General features: G+C 30.9%; 10 protein-coding genes. 5 read left to right on the top strand and 5 right to left on the bottom strand.

Annotation, left to right across the window (positions count from 1 at the left end; genetic code table 11):
* Positions 1-3 precede the first annotated feature (3 nt).
* The 3 genes from CW731_RS09605 to CW731_RS09595 all read left to right on the top strand — a co-directional run bounded on the left by CW731_RS09605 (position 4) and on the right by CW731_RS09595 (position 4,672).
* Positions 4-1,083, top strand: a complete 1,080-nt coding sequence (locus CW731_RS09605; protein ID WP_100947671.1) for an efflux RND transporter periplasmic adaptor subunit — start codon at positions 4-6, stop codon at positions 1,081-1,083.
* A gap of 172 nt (positions 1,084-1,255) precedes the next feature.
* Positions 1,256-4,450 carry an efflux RND transporter permease subunit gene (locus CW731_RS09600; protein ID WP_100946521.1) on the top strand — a complete coding sequence of 1,065 codons (3,195 nt, stop codon included), beginning with the start codon at positions 1,256-1,258 and terminating at the stop codon, positions 4,448-4,450.
* 12 nt (positions 4,451-4,462) lie between these two features.
* Positions 4,463-4,672 (top strand): DUF2892 domain-containing protein, encoded by a 210-nt coding sequence (locus CW731_RS09595; protein ID WP_100946520.1) that lies wholly within the window; start codon positions 4,463-4,465, stop codon positions 4,670-4,672.
* An 82-nt stretch (positions 4,673-4,754) separates the two neighbouring features.
* Here CW731_RS09595 and CW731_RS09590 read toward each other — a convergent pair whose 3' ends face one another.
* Complete coding sequence (locus CW731_RS09590) at positions 4,755-7,496, bottom strand: outer membrane beta-barrel protein (RefSeq protein WP_100946519.1); 2,742 nt, start codon at positions 7,494-7,496, stop codon at positions 4,755-4,757.
* A 214-nt stretch (positions 7,497-7,710) separates the two neighbouring features.
* Between CW731_RS09590 and CW731_RS09585 the strand changes: the two genes are divergently transcribed.
* Both CW731_RS09585 and CW731_RS09580 read left to right on the top strand, forming a co-directional pair.
* Positions 7,711-8,292 (top strand): methyltransferase domain-containing protein, encoded by a 582-nt coding sequence (locus CW731_RS09585; protein WP_100946518.1) that lies wholly within the window; start codon positions 7,711-7,713, stop codon positions 8,290-8,292.
* Positions 8,293-8,380: 88 nt separating this feature from the next.
* Complete coding sequence (locus CW731_RS09580; RefSeq protein WP_100946517.1) at positions 8,381-9,193, top strand: ion transporter; 813 nt, start codon at positions 8,381-8,383, stop codon at positions 9,191-9,193.
* 39 nt (positions 9,194-9,232) lie between these two features.
* On the opposite strand, the gene CW731_RS09575 is transcribed toward CW731_RS09580, so the two are convergent.
* The 4 genes from CW731_RS09575 to CW731_RS09560 form a co-directional block, all read right to left on the bottom strand.
* Positions 9,233-11,020 (bottom strand): alkaline phosphatase, encoded by a 1,788-nt coding sequence (locus CW731_RS09575; RefSeq protein ID WP_100946516.1) that lies wholly within the window; start codon positions 11,018-11,020, stop codon positions 9,233-9,235.
* 83 nt (positions 11,021-11,103) lie between these two features.
* Positions 11,104-12,690, bottom strand: coding sequence for a RagB/SusD family nutrient uptake outer membrane protein (locus CW731_RS09570; RefSeq protein WP_100946515.1), 1,587 nt, complete (start codon positions 12,688-12,690; stop codon positions 11,104-11,106).
* 19 nt (positions 12,691-12,709) lie between these two features.
* Complete coding sequence (locus CW731_RS09565; RefSeq protein ID WP_100946514.1) at positions 12,710-15,757, bottom strand: TonB-dependent receptor; 3,048 nt, start codon at positions 15,755-15,757, stop codon at positions 12,710-12,712.
* 169 nt (positions 15,758-15,926) lie between these two features.
* Positions 15,927-19,631: a two-component regulator propeller domain-containing protein gene (locus CW731_RS09560; RefSeq protein ID WP_100946513.1), complete on the bottom strand. Its 3,705-nt coding sequence runs from the start codon at positions 19,629-19,631 to the stop codon at positions 15,927-15,929.
* Positions 19,632-19,823: the final 192 nt, after the last annotated feature.

The following is a 19,823-nucleotide window of genomic DNA, read 5'->3' as shown; positions in this document are numbered from 1 at the left end:
CAAATGAAAAAATATTTATTCTTATTAGTACTAATTACAGCATCAGTATTCATGACGAGTTGTGGAAGTGAAGAAAAGAAAGTAACAGTAGATACTACACCTGTAATTAAAATTACAACTAGTAAAGTTACAGTAAATAACAGCAACCCTTTTTTGTCTGTAAGTGGAAAAATACAAGCAACTAACAGTGCAGATTTAAGTACAAGAGTAATGGGTTATGTAAAGAATGTACACGTAAATGTTGGCGATAAGGTTAGAAAAGGACAATTATTAATTTCTATTAATAATACAGATTTACAAGCCCAAAAAGGACAAGCAAACGCAGGAATAACACAGGCTAAAACTGCCTTTGCAAATGCTGAAAAAAATTACAATCGTTTTAAAAGTTTATTTGCGAGTGCAAGTGTTACTCAAAAAGAAATGGACGACATGAGGGCTAATTACCAAATGGCAAAAGCGGGTTTAGAAGCTGCAAATCAAAAGAAGAATGAAATTAATGCACAATTGGCATATTCTAATATTACGGCTCCTTTTTCTGGTGTAGTTACGCGTAAAAATATTGATAGTGGAGATATGGCAAACCCAGGAATACCATTAATTAGTTTAGAAACGCCTAAGGAGTTTGAAGTACTTGCAATGGTGCCAGAAACGGAGATTTCACAAATTAAGAAAGGAACTACTGTAAGTGTTTTAGTAAAATCTTTAGAAAAAACCATCAAAGGAAAAGTAATAGAAGTAAGTACTTCTGCTAAAAACACGGGAGGACAGTATTTAGTGAAAGTCAATTTAGAGAAAACGGATGCAGCTATTTTATCTGGTATGTTTGCTACGGTTCAGTTTCCGGTAGAGAGAAAAGCAAAGTCTGAGTTGGTTTTAATTCCTGCAGATGCAATTGTTAAAAACGGACAATTATCTGGTGTTTATACAGTAAGTCAAACTAATACAGCGCTATTGCGTTGGTTGCGTTTAGGAAGAGCGTATGGAGATGAAGTGGAGGTTTTATCTGGTTTAAATGCTGATGAATCTTACATTGTTTCTGCGGATGGAAAGTTGTTTAACGGAGCTAAAGTTCGTGTTCAATAAAAAGAGTATTCAGTTTACAGTCTCAGTTGACAGTAAAATAAAATAACAAATTTAGTTAAGAATAAGAATTGTCGCGTTAAGGATAGTAGTGTAAATCCTTTTTTTGCTGCCATATATGGCAAAAAAAGATTGCAACGAATAGCCTGTTAAAACGCCCAAAAAATAGAATAAAATGAAAGAAGGTTTAGCTGGAAAAATTGCAAAAGTCTTTATTGGATCGAAACTGACTGTGTTGCTAATGATCGTTTTTATGGTGGTTGGTGTGTACGCTTCGTTTTTAATTCCGAGGGAAGAGGAGCCACAAATAGATGTGCCAATGGCAGATATTTTTGTGGGGTATCCAGGAGCGAGTCCTAAAGAAATAGAAACGAGAGTTGTAAAACCTTTAGAGAAATTAATTTCGAATATTAAGGGTGTAGAGTATGTGTATTCTACTTCTATGAATGAAAAAGCAATGGTAATTGTGCAGTTTTATGTGGGCGAAGATATTGAGCGTTCTTTTGTGAAATTATACAATGAAATTAACAAACACATGGATCAAATGCCTGCAGGTGTTACGTTTCCGTTGGTTAAAACGCGTGCTATTGATGATGTGCCGATGTTGGGATTGACATTGTGGAGTGAAAACTACAGCGATTATCAATTAGGTCAAATGGCGCAAGAATTAGAAAATGAAATTAAAAAGGTAAATGATGTTTCTGTTACGCATAAAATAGGCGGAAGAAATCGTCAATTACGTGTGGTTTTAGATAAAGATAAACTGGCTGCAAGTGGGCTAGATTTTTTGTCGGTTTCTAAAATGATAAAAGCCAATAACACACAATTAAATTCAGGTAGTTTTGATAAAAATGATACGGAATTTTTAGTGACTACCGGAAAGTTTTTAACATCTACAAAGGACGTAGAAAATTTAGTGGTTGGTGTACAACAGAACAGACCTATTTATTTAAAACAAATTGCCAATATTGTTGATGGACCAGAGGTTCCGCTGAATTATGTGTCTTTAGGTTTTGGAAAAGGGAGTGAAAAATCTACTACTTACAAATCTGAATACCCTGCAGTAACAATTTCTGTTGCCAAAAGAAAAGGCGCAGATGCCATGAAAATTGCTGAAGTTATTTTAACCAAAGTAGACCATTTAAGAAGTACTTTAATTCCGGATGATGTGCATGTAGAAGTGACTAGGAATTACGGGGAATCCGCTTCTAATAAAGTGTCGGAATTATTATGGCATCTTATCGGTTCTATCTTTGCAGTAACATTGGTTGTGATGCTGGCAATGGGTTGGCGTGGTGGTTTGGTAGTGTTTTTATCAGTACCAATTACGTTTGCTTTAACATTGTTGAGTTATTATATGATGGATTATACGCTAAACAGAATTACGTTGTTTGCGTTGGTATTTGTTACCGGTATTGTGGTAGATGATTCCATAATTATTGCAGAAAATATGCATAGGCATTTTAAGATGAAACGCTTGCCGTTTAAACAAGCTGCTTTATATGCAATTAATGAAGTTGGGAACCCTACAATTTTAGCAACTTTTACAGTGATTGCTTCTGTTTTACCAATGGCTTTTGTGTCTGGTTTAATGGGGCCTTATATGGCACCAATGCCAATTGGAGCTTCCATAGCAATGATTTTATCCTTATTTGTTGCCTTAACAATTACACCTTATTTAGGGTATATTTTCTTAAGAGAAAAAGATAAAAAAGGAGACATAGAGAAAGTAGAAAAACCTTTAGAAGAAAGTTTTATTTATAAAATTTATAACAAATTTGAAAGACCATTATTAGAAAATAAATCGAAAAGGTGGTTGTTTTTAGGGGGAACATTCGTTGTATTAATGGCAACAATGGTATTGTTTTTTACCAATTCTGTAGCTGTTAAAATGTTACCTTTTGATAATAAAAATGAGTTTCAGGTTGTAATAGATATGCCAGAAGGCACCACTTTAGAAAGAACGGGGGTTGTAACCCAAGAAATTGCACAGTATTTGTCTACAAGACCAGAAGTTGTTAATTATCAGAATTATGTTGGTACTTCTGCACCGATTACTTTTAACGGTTTGGTACGTCATTACGATTTGCGTGGCGGATCTAATATGGCAGATATTCAAGTAAACTTGATTGATAAAGGAGAACGAACAATTCAGAGTCATGGAATTGCAAAATTATTACGACCAGAAATACAGCGAATTGCAGCAAAATATAATGCGAATGTAAAGTTAGTTGAAGTTCCGCCAGGACCACCAGTATTATCTACAATTGTAGCTGAGGTTTATGGACCTAATTATGAAGAGCAAATTAAAATTGCGAATAGTATTCAAAATATCTTAAAAAATACAGCTGATGTTGTGGATATCGATTGGATGGTAGAAGACGATCAAATTGAATATCAATTCGAAATTAATAAAGAAAAAGCAATGTTGTATGGAGTTGCTCCGCAGCAAATTGCATATACCATGAATATGGCTTTGTCTAACAGACCTATTACAACTTTGTATGATGAAACCGCTGTGAATCAAGTTGGGTTGGTGTTGACTTTAGATGAAAAAGAAAAATCTACCATTTCAGATATTTCTCAACTAAAAGTAACTTCTAAACAAGGAAATCAAGTTCCAATTGCGGATTTAGTGGAAATTAAAGAAACCATTGCTGCGAAAAGTATTTATCGTAAAAACCAAAAACGTGTTGTGTATGTGCTGGCAGATATGGCTGGGGAATTAGAAAGTCCTGCATACGCAATTTTAGGAATGGAAGAAAAGTTGAAAGAAATTCCGTTACCAAAAGGTTACGAGTTAAACGAAATGTATTTGGGACAACCAGATTTTGAAGATAATTATACGGTAAAATGGGATGGAGAATGGCAAATTACTTTAGAAGTTTTTAGAGATTTAGGAATCGCATTTTTAGGAGCAATTATCTTAATTTATATCTTAATTGTTGGCTGGTTTCAAAACTTTAAAGCACCTATTGTAATGATGGTTGCAATTCCGTTATCATTAATCGGAATTATTTTAGGACACTGGATTATGGGCGCATTTTTTACAGCAACGTCATTTATCGGAATGATAGCGCTGGCAGGAATTATGGTTCGGAATTCAGTTTTATTAATCGATTTTATCAACTTAAGAACTGAGGAAGGAATTCCTTTAAAACAAGCTTGTATTGAAGCTGGAGCCGTAAGAACTACTCCTATTTTATTAACAGCAGGAACGGTTGTTATTGGAGCCTTTGTGATATTATTTGATCCAATTTTTCAAGGATTGGCTATTTCATTAATGGGTGGAACCATTGTTTCTACCGTGTTAACTTTATTAGTTGTGCCTTTGGTTTATTATATGATTGAAAAGAAGAAATATAAATAAAAAACAGTTAAAATGTTAAACAAGTATTTTAGAGTTATTGTAGGAGTAATGGTATTATTAAGTGTTGTACTCACTTATTATGTACATCAAAATTGGATGTGGTTTACCATTTTTATAGGTGTAAATTTAATTCAATCTGTATTTACAAAATGGTGTTTGTTAGAAACCATTTTAGTGAAATTGGGGGTTAAAAAAGAAAGAGATTCTTGTTCATCTTGTTAAAAGAACAACGCAATTATTATTTAAAAAATAAGCATAAAAAAAGGGTGATAAAATATTTTATCACCCTTTATATTTCTGGATTCTATCCTCTATGTCTCATTCTACTACTCGGTTCAAATTTTTTACCAGCACTTCCTAAGCTATTAAACTTCCAAGTAAAAGATAACATTGCATATTGGTTTAAAACCGTACTAGAAGAATCTTGAATGTAGTCTTCTGTAGCAACTCTTCTTGCATTTGTGTTTTGGTTTAAAATATCATACACTTTTATACTAATTGCTCCTTGGTCTTTTAAGATAGAATAACGTAAAGAAGTGTTCCAAAACCAAGCACTTTTTTGAAAACCATCTGCAATATTAGGGTTGTAATTGTAATTTATATCATTTCTCCATTCTAATTTCTTTGGAAGAAATGTAGCTGTTTGAATAGTTACGTCATGACTTATAAAGTTTTTGTTTTCAAAACGCTCAATATCATATGTGTTATTGTTAAATGAAATAGAATATTCTGGTCTAATCTGCAAAATTTTATCCCAATTAAAATCGAAACCAATTCTTGGAGAAATAGTTGCCGTTTTACTAGAATATTTAATACCATTATTAAAATTGATGTTTTTATTATAGTTACCAAAAACTCTAAACTCAGTTTTTAAACTTCCGAAATCTTCCCATTTTTTTGTAGTACTATAACTTCCACCAGCCCTAAAACTGTAAAAACCATCTACGTTTGCATAGGTTGTTTCTCTAATTAATGAATTTGGGTCTATAACAGTGCTTGCAACAACTCTATCATTTGTAAAAGACAGGTTTGCAAAAGACCAAAAACCAGTTCTTTGTTGCCAGTTGAAATTAGATGCACCAAAACGGATATTATGTGTTTTAGAAGGTGTTAAAGTAGGATTACCTGTAACAATGTTTAGCGGGTTAGATTCGTCTCTAAAAGGTTGTAATTGAGATAGGTCTGGTGTTCCGTTTCTAAAGTTATATCTAACTCTAAAGCTACTGCTTCTGCTTTTTCTAAATCTTACTCCAAAACCATATTCTAAATTATTAAAATCTCTTACAAGGTTTGTTTCTGGTCTTAAAAAATCTTTATTTTCTAAGGTTCTACTTACATGCGCAATTTCAGCAGAAGCAGACCATTTACTATTTCTAAACTCAAGTTCTGCACTTGGTCTTTTTGTTTTATTTAAATATTCAAAATCTGTACTTAATAAATTACTGAAATCTGTGTAGTCATTTGTGCTTTGATTAAAATCGAATGTGTTACGTGTTGTTTTTGTTTTTGTATTACCATACTCGTAAGCAACGTCAAAAAATAATTTATTAGCTAATATTGGAAAACGGTAAGTAAGCTCACTTCCAAACTCTTTTCTATCAGAGTTTCCATCAGAATATTGATCTCTTATAATTTGATCTGGATTTGTACCGTAAATATTTGTTTCAGACTTCACAAAATCTTCCGTTTCACTCTTTCTAAGGTTTGCTGTAATTTCTGCTCTAATAAAAGCACCTTTGTTTCCAAACTTTTTAGAAAAATTTATTTCATTATCAAATTGTTTTCTATCAGAATCTGCAACAGAGTTTGTCTTAGAATCATTTGTAAGTATTTTGTCATTATTTAAACTTTCAGAATCACTATTGTATGTATTTGTATTTAAATCTCTATTAAAGTCAGATTCTATATCTATTCTAAACGTACTATCTATTTCAATTTCAAAATCGATACTTGCATCATGGCTATCACTTTCGTTTAATGAGTTGCTTCTAGAGTTTCTAAAAAAACTTTCTCCATTAGATAAAAAAGTTTCTCTGCTGCTAGAAGAAGTATTTTCAGACTCACTGTTTTTGTAAAAGTAATCTCCTGATACTTCAAATATTTTATTGAAAGAATTAATATAGTTTACACCATAATTGTTAGAGGTAACAATACCTTGTCCGCCACCAAAACTTCTATTATTACCACCAAATTGAGATCTTTGATTTCCAAAACTAAAACCTGGTGAGTTTATATTATTTCCTCCAGCAAGCAAACCTATTCTTTCGCTTTGTTGAAAACGAGTTGCCAAACCTGCGTATTCATACCTATCATCTGTACCAATTCCTGCAGCAACTTTACCAAAATAACCTTTATTATTTTCTTTTTTTATAGTAAGATTAATGGTTTTATTTTCACCGTCAGAGTCTTCACCAGAAAAAGCTTGTGCATTGGTTTTAGTGTCTGTAATTTGAATTTTCTCGATAATTTCTTTTGTTAAATTCCTTGTTGTAATTGTAGGGTCATTTCCAAAGAAAGGTTTTCCATTCACTAGAATTTTGTTTACTTCTTTTCCGTTTACAGTAATTTTACCTTCTGCATCTACTTCCACACCAGGTAATTTTTTAAGCAAATCTTCTACATTCGCATCTGCTTTTGTTTTAAAAGATTTTACATTAAATTCTACCGTGTCTTTTTTAATAGTAATTGGTGCAGAAGACCTAATAACTATGGCGTCTAATGTATTTGCAGATTTTAAATATAAAGTACCAACGTTTTGGTTTTTTACTTCTATTGTTTTAAAATAAGGTTTAAAACCAATAAAAGAAACTACTAATTTTATTTTTGAATCTGAAGTATTAGCAGCTATTTTAAAATTACCTTTTGCATCTGTAATTGTGTAGGCTACAATACTACTGTCTTTTAATCTTTCTACATGTACCGTTGCAGATTCTAATAATTCTTTCTCATCTGCAGATTTTATGTTACCTGTTATTTGAAAGTCTTTTGTTTGGGAATAAATAATAGAAGTTAAAAAAAAGCTAAATAGAATTAAAAATCTCTTCATTTGAATTTGTTAAAGTTGTTGATAAAAGTAGTATGACTATTTCTAGATGCAAAGGTTTAATTAATTAAGTAAAGTATTTTGCTTTTAACAGAACTTTAAGATAACTAAAATTAAAGGTTATTTTTTTTGAGAGTTGTAAATGAATTGAAGAAGTTTCTTTTCGGTTTTTGAATGAAAATTAGGTGTATTTTTGTTGGTATAAATTTTTATGTAAATGGATTTATCTTCAAATGCTTGGAATACTAGATATTTAAATAATGATATTGGTTGGGATTTGGGTGAAGTATCGCCGCCTTTAAAGGAATATTTTGATCAATTAGAAAATAAAGAAATCAAAATATTGATTCCTGGTGGAGGGAATTCTTATGAAGCCGAGTATTTGTTTAGAAGCGGATTTAAAAATGTTTTTGTGGTAGATTTATCTAAAATAGCCATAGATAACCTCCAAAAGAGAAATCCTAACTTACCTGCTTCACAATTAATTATTGGTAATTTTTTTGATATTGAAGACTCTTTCGATTTAATTATTGAACAAACTTTTTTCTGTGCACTAGACCCAAATTTAAGAGAAGATTATATTGTTAAAATGAATTACTTGTTAAAGCCTAAAGGAAAACTAGTTGGTTTGCTGTTTAATGTGCCTTTAAATACAGATAAACCTCCTTTTGGTGGAAATAAAACAGCATATGTTTCTTCGTTTAAAAAATATTTGAAGATAGATAAAATGGAGTCTTGTTATAATTCTTATGGAAATAGAAAAGGTAGAGAGTTATTTGTAAAGTTACTTAAAAGTTAAAAATTAGCTTAAAATATTTTAAATATAATAAAAAGGGTTAAACCTTTAATTTTCATATAGATTTGCAACTGCATTTGATGCGATTTCTATGAAGTTTGAAAAACCCAAATTTGTTAAAAAAACTGCTGATGTTGTTAACAATCTAAATGATTCTACAAAAGAAAGAATAAGAATTATTATAGAAGAGACTGATACGAGATATGGAAGAATCTTTGATATATCCATTCAGGTTTTAATTTTTTTATCAATATTAGTCTATTGTTTAGGAACGCTTCCTAATTTATCTCCACTCTGGACCAAAACACTTAACATTATAAATAACGTTTGTTATGTGGTTTTTACGATTGAATATTTTGGGAGAATTTATATTACGAAACATAGATTAAAGTATATTTTTAGTTTTTTTGGAATTATAGATCTACTAGCTATTTTACCCTTTTTGTTTGCAAAACAATTCGATTTAAGGGCTATTAGAGCATTAAGAATTTTTAGAATTATAAGTGCGTTAAAAATATCTAAATATAGTGATGCATTAGAAAGGTTTGCAATTGCTTTGAGAATTATCCGTCCAGAACTTACTTTATTTTTTATACTAACGGGTGTTTTTATCTTCCTTTCTGCTGCAGGTATTTATTATTTCGAAAATGAAGCACAACCTAAAGCTTTTGCTTCTATTTTTCATAGTTTATGGTGGTCTATAATAACTCTAACCACGGTTGGTTACGGAGATGTGTATCCGATAACTTTGGGTGGTAGAGTTTTTACTTTCTTTATTCTATTAATAGGTCTGGGAATAATTACAATACCAACAGGTTTAATTGCAAGTGCACTTTCGTCTGCAAGAAATCTTGAATCAGCAGAGCTAAAAGAGCAACAGAAAGAAAAAGAGGATAATAATTAATTTATAAATACTATTTTCTAAGCTGCTTATATTCCCTTTTTACTTACTTTTTTTATAAAGTTTTATAAGATTCATTATTTTATGAAAGATTTCGGTGTTTTCATAGACTCCAGAAAATTCATTAGAATGAGGGCCGTAAGCAAAAACAGGAACTAATGCACCTGTATGGTCATATGTAGTAAAATTACCTTCAACTTCATGGGTTTCTAAATTACCTTGTGGAATACTAAAGCCAGAAGTTTCATGATCTGCTGTTATAATAACTAAAGTACCCTCATTGGCGTCCGCAAATTTAATAGCAGTAGTTATTGCTTTATCAAAATCAATCCCTTCGCTAATAATCCCTTTCGTATCATTTCTATGTCCGTAACTATCTATCTGTGCTCCTTCAATCATTAAAAAGAAAGGCTGCTTTTTTGTTTTAAAATACGCTAAACTGTTTAATGTAACCTCAGCTAAAAGATTACCTCTACCTTCTAAAACTCCAGGCACACCTTTATTTGACATGAAAAAGCCTATTTTATTATTTTTAGAAGTACCAATTTCTTTTGGTGATTTTAGAATTTCAAATCCACCAAAATCCTTAAACTGATTTTTACCACCTCCAACAAATAAGTTGAGTTTACTCTTTAATAAATCTTGTGCTATTTCAGATTCATCATCTCTATCTTTTTGATGTGCATAAAAAGATGACGGTGTTGCTCCTGTAATATTATCTGTTGTTATAATGCCCGTATTAAAATGATGCATTTGCAAAATCTCTGTAATGTTTTTTATAGATTTTTCTGAAGAATCTAGACCAATTGCTCTATTGTATGTTTTTTTTCCGGTTGCTAATGCAGTACCAGCAGCAGCAGAGTCTGTTGTAAAATCATCCGAAGATTGCGTTTTAATAAGCCCAATACTTTTAAGTTGTGTTAATGTTAATGCTCCTTTATTTGCTAAAGTAGCGGCAGATATTTGGGTGAGTCCATTTCCATCACCTATTAATAAAATAATATTTTTTACAGGCTTCTTTTTCTGATCATTTTTAAAAGTAGGTGTATATACTTTTGAAAATAATGAGTTTGTGTACGTACGCTTTTTAAAGTTTTTTACATATTGATAACAAGCAAAAGGCATATCTGTATTTATAAAATCGACGCCTAAGTCAGAGAAAGCTTTCCAAGCTGTTTTTGAGTCTGGTGTACCCCAAAACCTAAATGGTTTATGGTATTTGTGTGCTGCTTCTATAACGTTAATTATTTTTTGCTTGTCGGCTTTTGTAAAACGTCCTTTCCCGTTCCATTTTGAAAACTTACTATAATCTAAACTAATAAGTGCTACTTTTTTCCAAGCATCAATTGAAATATTTTCTAAACTTTGATAGTCAAATTTTATAAAATCTGGATAGTTTTTATATTCTGATGGTTTTGGTCTGTTACCAGAAATAGTAAACGAAATTTTATTTGTTTCTGTTAAATTAGGGTAACTTTTTAAAACCTCTATAATTTTATGGAGTGTTTTATAGGCATTAGATTTTACATCAATTAGTAAATGAATGTTTTTTGTATCATTAAAACCTAACTTTAGAGCTTGTTGTAAAGGGTTTAGATATAAACCTTCAAGTGTTCTGTTCTCAATAATATCACTTTGGCTATGGGCAACGTAAAGTGTATTGTTTTTTAATAAAACGTCTACTTCAATAGAACTTGCCTCGGCAGAAAAGGCGTTCCAAAACGGAACTTTTTGCAAGTAATCATTATGAGAATGTACTTTTTGTTGAGCATTTATACTTGCTACACAGCAAATAAAAAGGATGATAATTTTTTGGACTCTATAAAACATAAATAAATAATTAATAAAAGGTACTATCTAAATGTCTAGATAGCACCTTCTAAATTCAAACAAATAATTAAAAAAACAATTTTTTACCAATTTTTATTTTGAGGTATTCCAGAAGAATTTACCGATTGATTCGGAATTGGCCATACATTCATATAAGAAGCATCAAAATTTCTTGCTGGCCATATTTCTTCTATTTTATAAGACGAATTTGGATCTGAACGGTCTGTATGAATTCTACCGTGAAGAGGTTTACTGTATACTTCTTTTGCATCTCCCCAACGTACCAAATCAAAATGTCTGTTTGCATATTCTCCTGCAAATTCAACTCTTCTTTCATTCTTTAAATCTGTCATAGTCGCATTTGTTATTGGGGTAAGGCCCGCTCTATTTCTTACTAAATTTAAAGGAGCATCTCCATTTTTTCCTAACATAATTAATGCTTCTGCTTTTATTAGTAAAATTTCTGCATAACGTAAAATAGGAATATTGTATGCTGTTGTAGGGGAGTCTCCATTAGGGTTTATATAAGTTCCTATTGGATTTTCAAATTGATATTCATACATATATTTATTAAATTGAAAACCAGATAAAGAGTTTTCTGATTGGTACTTTTTTGTTTCGCCAAAAAACTGAAATTCATCTCCAAATTTAAGAATGGTAACTTCTCTTCTTGCATCACCATTTTCAAATGCTTCATATAATTCTTGAGTTGGTTGATAGTAACCCCAACCATTATAAGTTCCCCAGCCTTTGTTTTCTAACATAACTCCTGGCAATATACTTCCTCCTTGTATACCAGAATCTACAGACCATATGTATTCACTAGTCCAATTATTTAAATGACTATGTAATAATCTGTAATCTTCAGATGGGGTATTTGTATCTACCAAAGCTCTTCCAGATCCTGAATTAGTTACCGCATCACAAGCTGTTACCGCAGCTGCATATTTAGAAGCGTCATGTTGTGCCCAGTATAAGTATGTTTTTGCAATGTAAGCTAATGCTGCATCTTTATGAGCACGCCCATAATCTTCTGTGCTATATTCGGTATATAAAGGCAATAAATCTTTTGCTTTATTTAGGTCCTCAATAATTTGTTTATAATTTTCTGTAACGCTTGTAGGTCTTTTATAGCTACCTGCATCATCAAACATGTTTTCTTCAGTAATAATAGGTATTCCTCCGTTTAAACTGTTGTCTCCATAATGATATGCTAACCAATGGTAATGAAAAGCTCTCATAAAATAAGCTTCACCTAAAATTTTGTCTTTTAGTTTTTTATTAATGTCCATCGTAGCAACATTAAGTAAAATATCATTAGCTCTTCGTATGATTTTATAACTTTGAGGATACATCCACTTTAAACCACTTTCATCACCACTAATATTAAAGTTTTTGGTATTATCAGCATAACTTTTAATACGACCAGTTATCATATCATCTGAGGCATTAATATACCACATAAATCCTCTACCGAACATATCTCCATCTTTCATGTAATAGTACATGCTATTCGCTGCTTCTATGGCATCTTGTTCGGTTTTCCAGAAGTTACTATAAGAAGAACTTCCTTTGGGTTCTAAATTGGTAAAATCATCAGAGCAAGATGTTATTGTAAAACATGTAAGGCCTAAAAGGATCAGTACTGTTTTTAAAATTTTAGTATTCATTTTTTATTATTTTATTAGTTTATAACTTTAAAGACAAGCCTATTGTAAATGTTTTAGACAAAGGATATTTAGCCACATCTAATCCTTTACCACCTACTTCTGGATCTATACCAGAATAATTAGTAACGGTAAATATGTTTTCTGCTGAAATGAAAATGCGTAAATCTGTATTTAGAACATCTTTTGGCATTGTATACCCCATTGTTATATTTTTAAGTCTTAAGTAAGATGCGTCTTCTAAATACCAGCTAGAGGTTGTGCCAAAATTATTGTTGTTGTCTTTTGTAGATATTCTCGGAATTGTTGAAGCTGTATTAGTATCTGACCAAGCATTTAAAACGCTATTATCTAAGTTATATCCTTGTAATGACGCGTTATAAGCAACATATTTATAACCATTAAATGCTTTTACGCCTGCAACACCTTGCAATACCATACCAAGATCAAAGCCTTTATAATCTAGATTAAGACCAAAACTGTATGTTAAATCTGGCTGATAACTATCCATAAACACCTTATCGTCATCATTAATACTACCATCTCCATTGGTATCCTGAAATTTTAAATCTCCAGGTACAGCATACGGTTGTATAAGGTTTCCGTTTTTAGCATGTGCATCTATTTCTGACTGAGATTGAAAAATACCTAAATAGGGTATTAAGTGATTAGAAAACAATTCTCTACCTACTACAGATCTGTAGGGCGTTAAAACACTTCTAACATTATCATCATGAGCTACATAATTTATGTTACTATTATTGTATCCTTTTAGATTTATCAACTCATTTTTAAGAGTAGATGCGTTTCCATTAATTGTGAAGTTGAAGTCTCCAATAGCATCGGTATAGCTAGCAGCAATTTCTAAACCTGTGTTTTTAACTTCACCTCCATTTACATCTGCAGCAGATATACCTTGGTGTGCATCTTCTAAACCAGGCAATATCATGCCTTTTGTAGTTTTTTCGAAATAATCTAAGGTTAATGACAACTTATTATTAAAAAGTGTAGCGTCTAAACCAATATCTATAGACTCAGATGTTTCCCATGTTAAATTTGGGTTTGATTGCTTTTTAGCATAAACTCCTTTGTCATTCTCTAAACCATCTTCTCCAATAATTAGTGTTTGACCTCCTAAAGGCACATCAAAAGAATAGTAACCTACAGAATTAATGTTACCAATCTGTCCCCAAGAAGCTCTCATTTTTAAACTATTAATTGCTTCAATATTAAAGAAATCTTCTTTAGAAATTTTCCAACCAAATGATGCTGCTGGAAACACGTCTGATTGGTTTCCTTGCGCTAATCTAGAAGTTTCATCTCTACGAATACTTCCGCTTACAAAATATTTTCCGTTGTAATTATACATCGCTCTACCTATTGCAGATGTTAGTGCATCTTCGTGAGCACTTGAACTGTAACTGGTTATTTCTGAAGCATTTTTTATATATTGATTAAAAGGAGCTTCACTACTAAAACCTTTACCTGTTGCAACTTCATATTCATAATCACTAAATTGAGCAGAATAAATAGCTGTTAGGTTTAAATTATGGTTTCCAAAAGATTTAGTGTAAGACAATTGGTTGTCCCAAACCCATCTATTAAGAATACTACTACTTTGTGTTAATGAGTTTTCTAGACTAGTTCTACCTAACTCTGGTCTTTTAGGAAAAAAACCTTTGTAGCTTTCATTCGTTCTATTAAAAGAATATGTTGTTTTAAATTTTAGACCATCAATAATTTTATAATCTAAAAACACATTTGCATTTATAAAAGAAACTGGGTTTTCTACTGTTGGTCTTAATAACAATGACACAGGATTGTAAACATCTCCATAAGCCCCTGCAAATTTTGATAAGCTATAAGGAACTACACCATGAAACATTTCTTCATTATCGTAAACAGGAGCAGCAGACGGCATGTATAATGCACTAATAATAGCACCTGAATAACCACTAGAGGTATTGGTTCCTGTGGCTTGTGTATTAGAAAAATAGATATTTTCACCTACAGTAACTTTATCTGTTAATTTAAAATCATTTTTTACACGAAAAGAGTATCTTTCAGATTGTGTACCTAATAAAATACCTTCTTTCTTATTGTAGTTGAAAGAAGTCATATAATTCACTTTATCAGAAGCACCTCTTATATTTGCAGCAACATTATATACACTCGCTGCTCTAAAGATAGCGTCCATCCAATTTGTTCTTGTTGTTTGTCCCCAAGGGTTTTGAGTCGCATTATGGGCAGATTGTCTTGGAGTACCACCATTATCAGCAGCTAAATTATAAACATCTGCTTGCTGTTTGGCGTTTAAAGATGTTGGTAAATTTGATGCACTTTGAAAACCAGAATAGACATCTAGACTTATTTGTGGTTTTCCAATTTTTCCTCTTTTAGTTTGAATAACAATAACCCCAGAAGCTGCCTGAGCACCATAAATAGCAGCAGCCGACGCATCCTTTAAAATAGAAACCGAAGCAATGTCATTAGGGTTAATTGCTGGTCCGTAATAAGGCACACCGTCTACTACTGTTAATGGAGCTTCTGAATTAACAGAGCCAAAGCCTCTTATTACTATACTCGCATTAGAGGTAGGGTCTCCTCCTTGCTGCATTACAGTAACACCAGCAACGTTTCCTTGTAAGAAATCAGCAAAGTTAGAAACGGGTCTGGAAGCAATATCTTTAATGTTACTAACGGTAGAAATAGCAGATGTTAAATCTCCTTTTTTAGAAGAACCATAACCAATTAAAACAATTTCATTTAATTGAGAAGCATCCGCATCTAATAAGATGTTTAGATAATTATAATTTTTAATGAGAACTTCTTTTGTTTTCATTCCTAAAAAGGACACTTCTAAAACGTCTCCAATTTTAACATCAATTTTAAATTCTCCATCAAAATTAGCGAAGATTCCTTTTGCCGAACCTTTAATTAGAATATTTGCTCCTGGTAAAGGAGTTTTTAAGTCATCTAGCACAACACCTTCTATCGTTTTTTGAGCCTGAACCCAAGACATAGAGGTTATACTAATTACAAAAGTTAGTAATAAAGTTAATTTTTTCATTTGGTTTAATAGTTTATATTTTTGAAGCTAAACTATAAACGTGATGCTATTTTTAGGTGGATTATCATTTCACAAAAGTGTACTATTGATACATTTTACAAGCGAATAAGGATGGTTTATTAGGATTTTTGTTACAATAACATTAAGGTAATATTGGGGTAATCTTACGTTAAAGAATATCGTTGTTTGTTTTTCGCTTTTGAAATGATTTCGGACTCTCATCAAAATGTTTTTTGAAAAGACGGCTAAAGTATTTAGGATCATTAAAACCACATTCAAAACTTATTTCCGAAATATTCAGATGTCCTAAGACTAATAATTGTTCTGCTTTTTGCAGCCTTAGATTCATAATGATGTCTGAAGGTGATTGGTGCATCACTTTTTTAAAAACACGGTAACACTTAGTACGTGATATCTCTAGCGCTGTTATTAGTTTGTCAACATTAAATTCTGAATTTCCTAATTGATTTTTAATAATTTCCATACCTTGTTTTACAATTTTTTCTTGCAAATTTAAGATTGGTTTCTTCTCTAAATTATTACGCAATATTGCTATTTTAGATTGATACTGCGATTGGTATTGGTGTATTAATGCCATTATTTTTTTATGAATAAAATCGACGCTTACAGGAAGATGTATTACCGTATTTATACCTGCATCAAGCGCTTGTTCTTCAAAAATAAAATCAACTTGTTCTGCTATATAGATAACCGGAAATTGCTGAACTTTATGATGCTTAAGTAATTGTTCACATTCGTGTGTAAAAGGAATATTATATAGAATGAATGATTGTACAGCCAAGTTTTGTATAGCCGAATACATAGACTGAATATCGTGTTCAAAAACTAGCTGAAAATCGTCATGCTTTACCAATTGATAAACTAAATTAGCATCTTCCTCTTTACAAAGCACCAAAGTAACAGGAATCTCTTTAGAAATATTTTCTTTTTGATACAAATGCTTTAATATCACTTTTCCAAATGCAGGCTCTTCTTTAAGAAAGGTTTTAATTGGAATGTTTACAGAAAGCTCAAAAGAAGATGCATTTGTTCTACTCAATTTACCTTCCAGGTCATTAAGTAATATTTCAGCCGCTTTGTAATTAGGACTAAATTGCTGAATATTATGCCATTCTTCTTCTAATAAATAACTTGTTGTTTCAACTTTTAATAAAATAGTATTTAACGTTAATTCGCAAGTTACTGTTAACTCGTCATTATCTTCTGTGAATTTAAGAATGTCGTTTAGTAAATATTGAAACAATAACCGAAACCTTAATACGTCCATTTGAATTATATCTGTATCCGTATTATTAACATACTTAAAGACTGCTTTTGTTGTTGTTTTTTCTGAATGAACTTGTTCGTATAAATTAGTAATAAAATTTTTAAAATGAATTTGACTCGGCTTCAAACTACCTAAATCTTTTACTTGGTTTAGATAATCCCATTCAGAAATTAATTGCACGAGGCCAATTGTTTCTAGATGTAACAAATTACTAACTGCTGTTTTCTCTAATTGTTGAATTTGAGCAAGCATCTTAGAAAGCTTTGGTTTAAAAGAAGAAAGTACAAAGGTTTTAAATTTATCTACCTCAAAATCTTTGTTTTTAATTTGATGATGCAATGCTAAAACGGTTTCTTTTTGATTAAGAATTTCTTTGTTCTTTTCCTCAAGATTTCTATTAACTTCTACCAAGTTTTTTTTCTGATTTTCTATGATAGTCGTTCTTTTTATTATTTTATTTTCTAATTCTTTTTGATGCTTTTTTGAAACTATATTTTTTCTTAGGATAAACAATGTTATTAAAAGACAACATATTACTAATACCGAAAGATAAAATAAGAGTGTCTTATAAAAAGGTTTCTCTATATGAAGTTGAAACACGTTCTTTTTTGTGTGCTCAAAATCTCTAATTTTAGTAAAAAAATTATATGTTCCTGACGGAATATTTTCATAAAATATTTTGTCATCATCCAGTCTAATCCAAGAGCTATCTATACCTTCTAGTTTATAAAAAACAGGAGATTTAGTATTTGAAAATTCAATTGAGTTGATAGAAATAGTAAGACTATTATCTGTGTATTCTTTTTTTAATACGCTGCCAAAATTTTCATCATCATTGATAACAATTTTTAGCTTGGGCAAATAATTTGGCTGGTTGTATACATTAGGCTGTAGATAACTCAGTCCGTTTATTCCGCCAAAATAAAGCATTCCTTTTTGGTCTTGATATGCCGCTCCTTCTGAAAATTCTTCTGCTTGCCATCCCTGATCGGGAGAAAGACTAGATACATTATAATTAAGTTTATTTATAAAAGCAACACCTTTAGTTGTGCTTATCCATATTTTATCATTATTAGGAAGCAAACCATATACCATGTGACTTGGAAGTCCTTCCTTTTCGGTAATGTTTTTTATAATACCTTTCTCTAAATTATAAATACTAACGCCTCCTAATGTGGCTATCCAATAATATTTAGTTTTTTTATCATAATAGATATTATATATACTATTTCCTAATATACCCTCATTTGTAGTTATTTGCTTTATTACCCCTTTCTGTTTATCAAAAAATAATACTCCTTTTTCTTCGGTTGCAATTGCTATTAGGTCTTCTTCTATAATAAAATGACGAATATTAAAGGAAGTTAATTGTTCTTGATATTTATACGTTTCAAACGCGTTATTAGTAAGGTTAAATTTTGCTAAACCTCCCCAACATGCAATCCATAATTGTTTTTGTGCATCTTCATAGAAAGCATAATTTCTATTATCTGGAAAAGCATTAATTATTTCTGCATTGTATAATTTATACCCTTTTTTATCTATACGTATAATGCCCGCATAAGTACCAACCCATATAGTGCCACTAGAATCTGTATATAAACTTCTAATACGATTTAAATCGTCATTATTTTTTGCTTCAGATATTGTGTATGGTAAAAAACATTTCGTTTTATTGCTAAAAAAGAAGAGTCCTTTTGTATAATACCCAAGCCATATTTTACTTTCACTATCTTTTGTTATAGCACGTATAGTTTCGTTTGGTAAATGAGGAAAATTTAAAGGATGTGGTATTATTGTTGTTATTTTTTCAGAGTTTTTATAAGCCATACTTACTCCTCCATCTTTATGTCCTAACCAAATGTTTCCAAAATCATCTTGATACAGTTTTTCAATTTCATTACTTGTAAAACTATAAGGAGAATACTGGTCGTATATATAATGATCAATACGGTTATTATCGACATTATCTGTTGTATTAGGAATTATATACAACCCATTTTTACGCGTAGCATACCAAATATTTCCTTCATCATCTTTAAGAACATCATTTATAACCAGCGCTGTATGTTTTTTTAAAAGATACTTTTCTAAAGGAGCTATTGAATCGCTATTTTCAATTTCACTTTCATTAATAGGTATTAGCTTTCCTTTATCTAGTCTAAAAAATGTTTTCTCATAAATAATAACTAAATACCCTGTTTTAGAAAGTGTAATATCTTTAGGTTGATTTTCTAAATAATAATTTTTGAAAACACCATTTCCTTTATAAATACTTATCGATTTATTGTTCGTTAGCATCCAAATAGTATCATTCTTATCCTTTTGAAATCTAATAATAATGTTACCTGCAATACTTAAAGGATTATTTTGTTGATGTTTGAATGAACTGATGCGATTACCATCATAGATATTTAAACCGTCCCAAGTAGCAATCCATAAACGACCATCTTTATCGCTTATTAAATCTTTTACAGAATTGTTTGTTAGACCTTCTTTTGTTGTTAAGGGTTTAAATTTAATTTTTTGCCCAAAAAGTAAATTAAAGGATAAAATTAAAAGACATAAAAGAATATTTGTTTTCATATTAAACCGGCTAAAGTATCCGAAAATTTTGTTTAATGTAAAGCTTATGGGTTAAATGATCTTTAACTAATAGTTAAAGTATTATTTTTATTTATTCTAAATAAAGAGTTATATTTGCAGTATTATAATTTTAGGATATGATTGTTTTTTATACAGAAAGTACCCCAACCATACAGCTGTCTCAAGAATCTA

Origin of the sequence: Polaribacter sp. ALD11 (assembly GCF_002831685.1) — a bacterium.
Classification (GTDB): Bacteria; Bacteroidota; Bacteroidia; order Flavobacteriales; family Flavobacteriaceae; genus Polaribacter.
The sequence above is the reverse complement of the archived record's forward strand: the minus strand, read 5'-3'. Positions and strand labels throughout refer to the sequence as shown.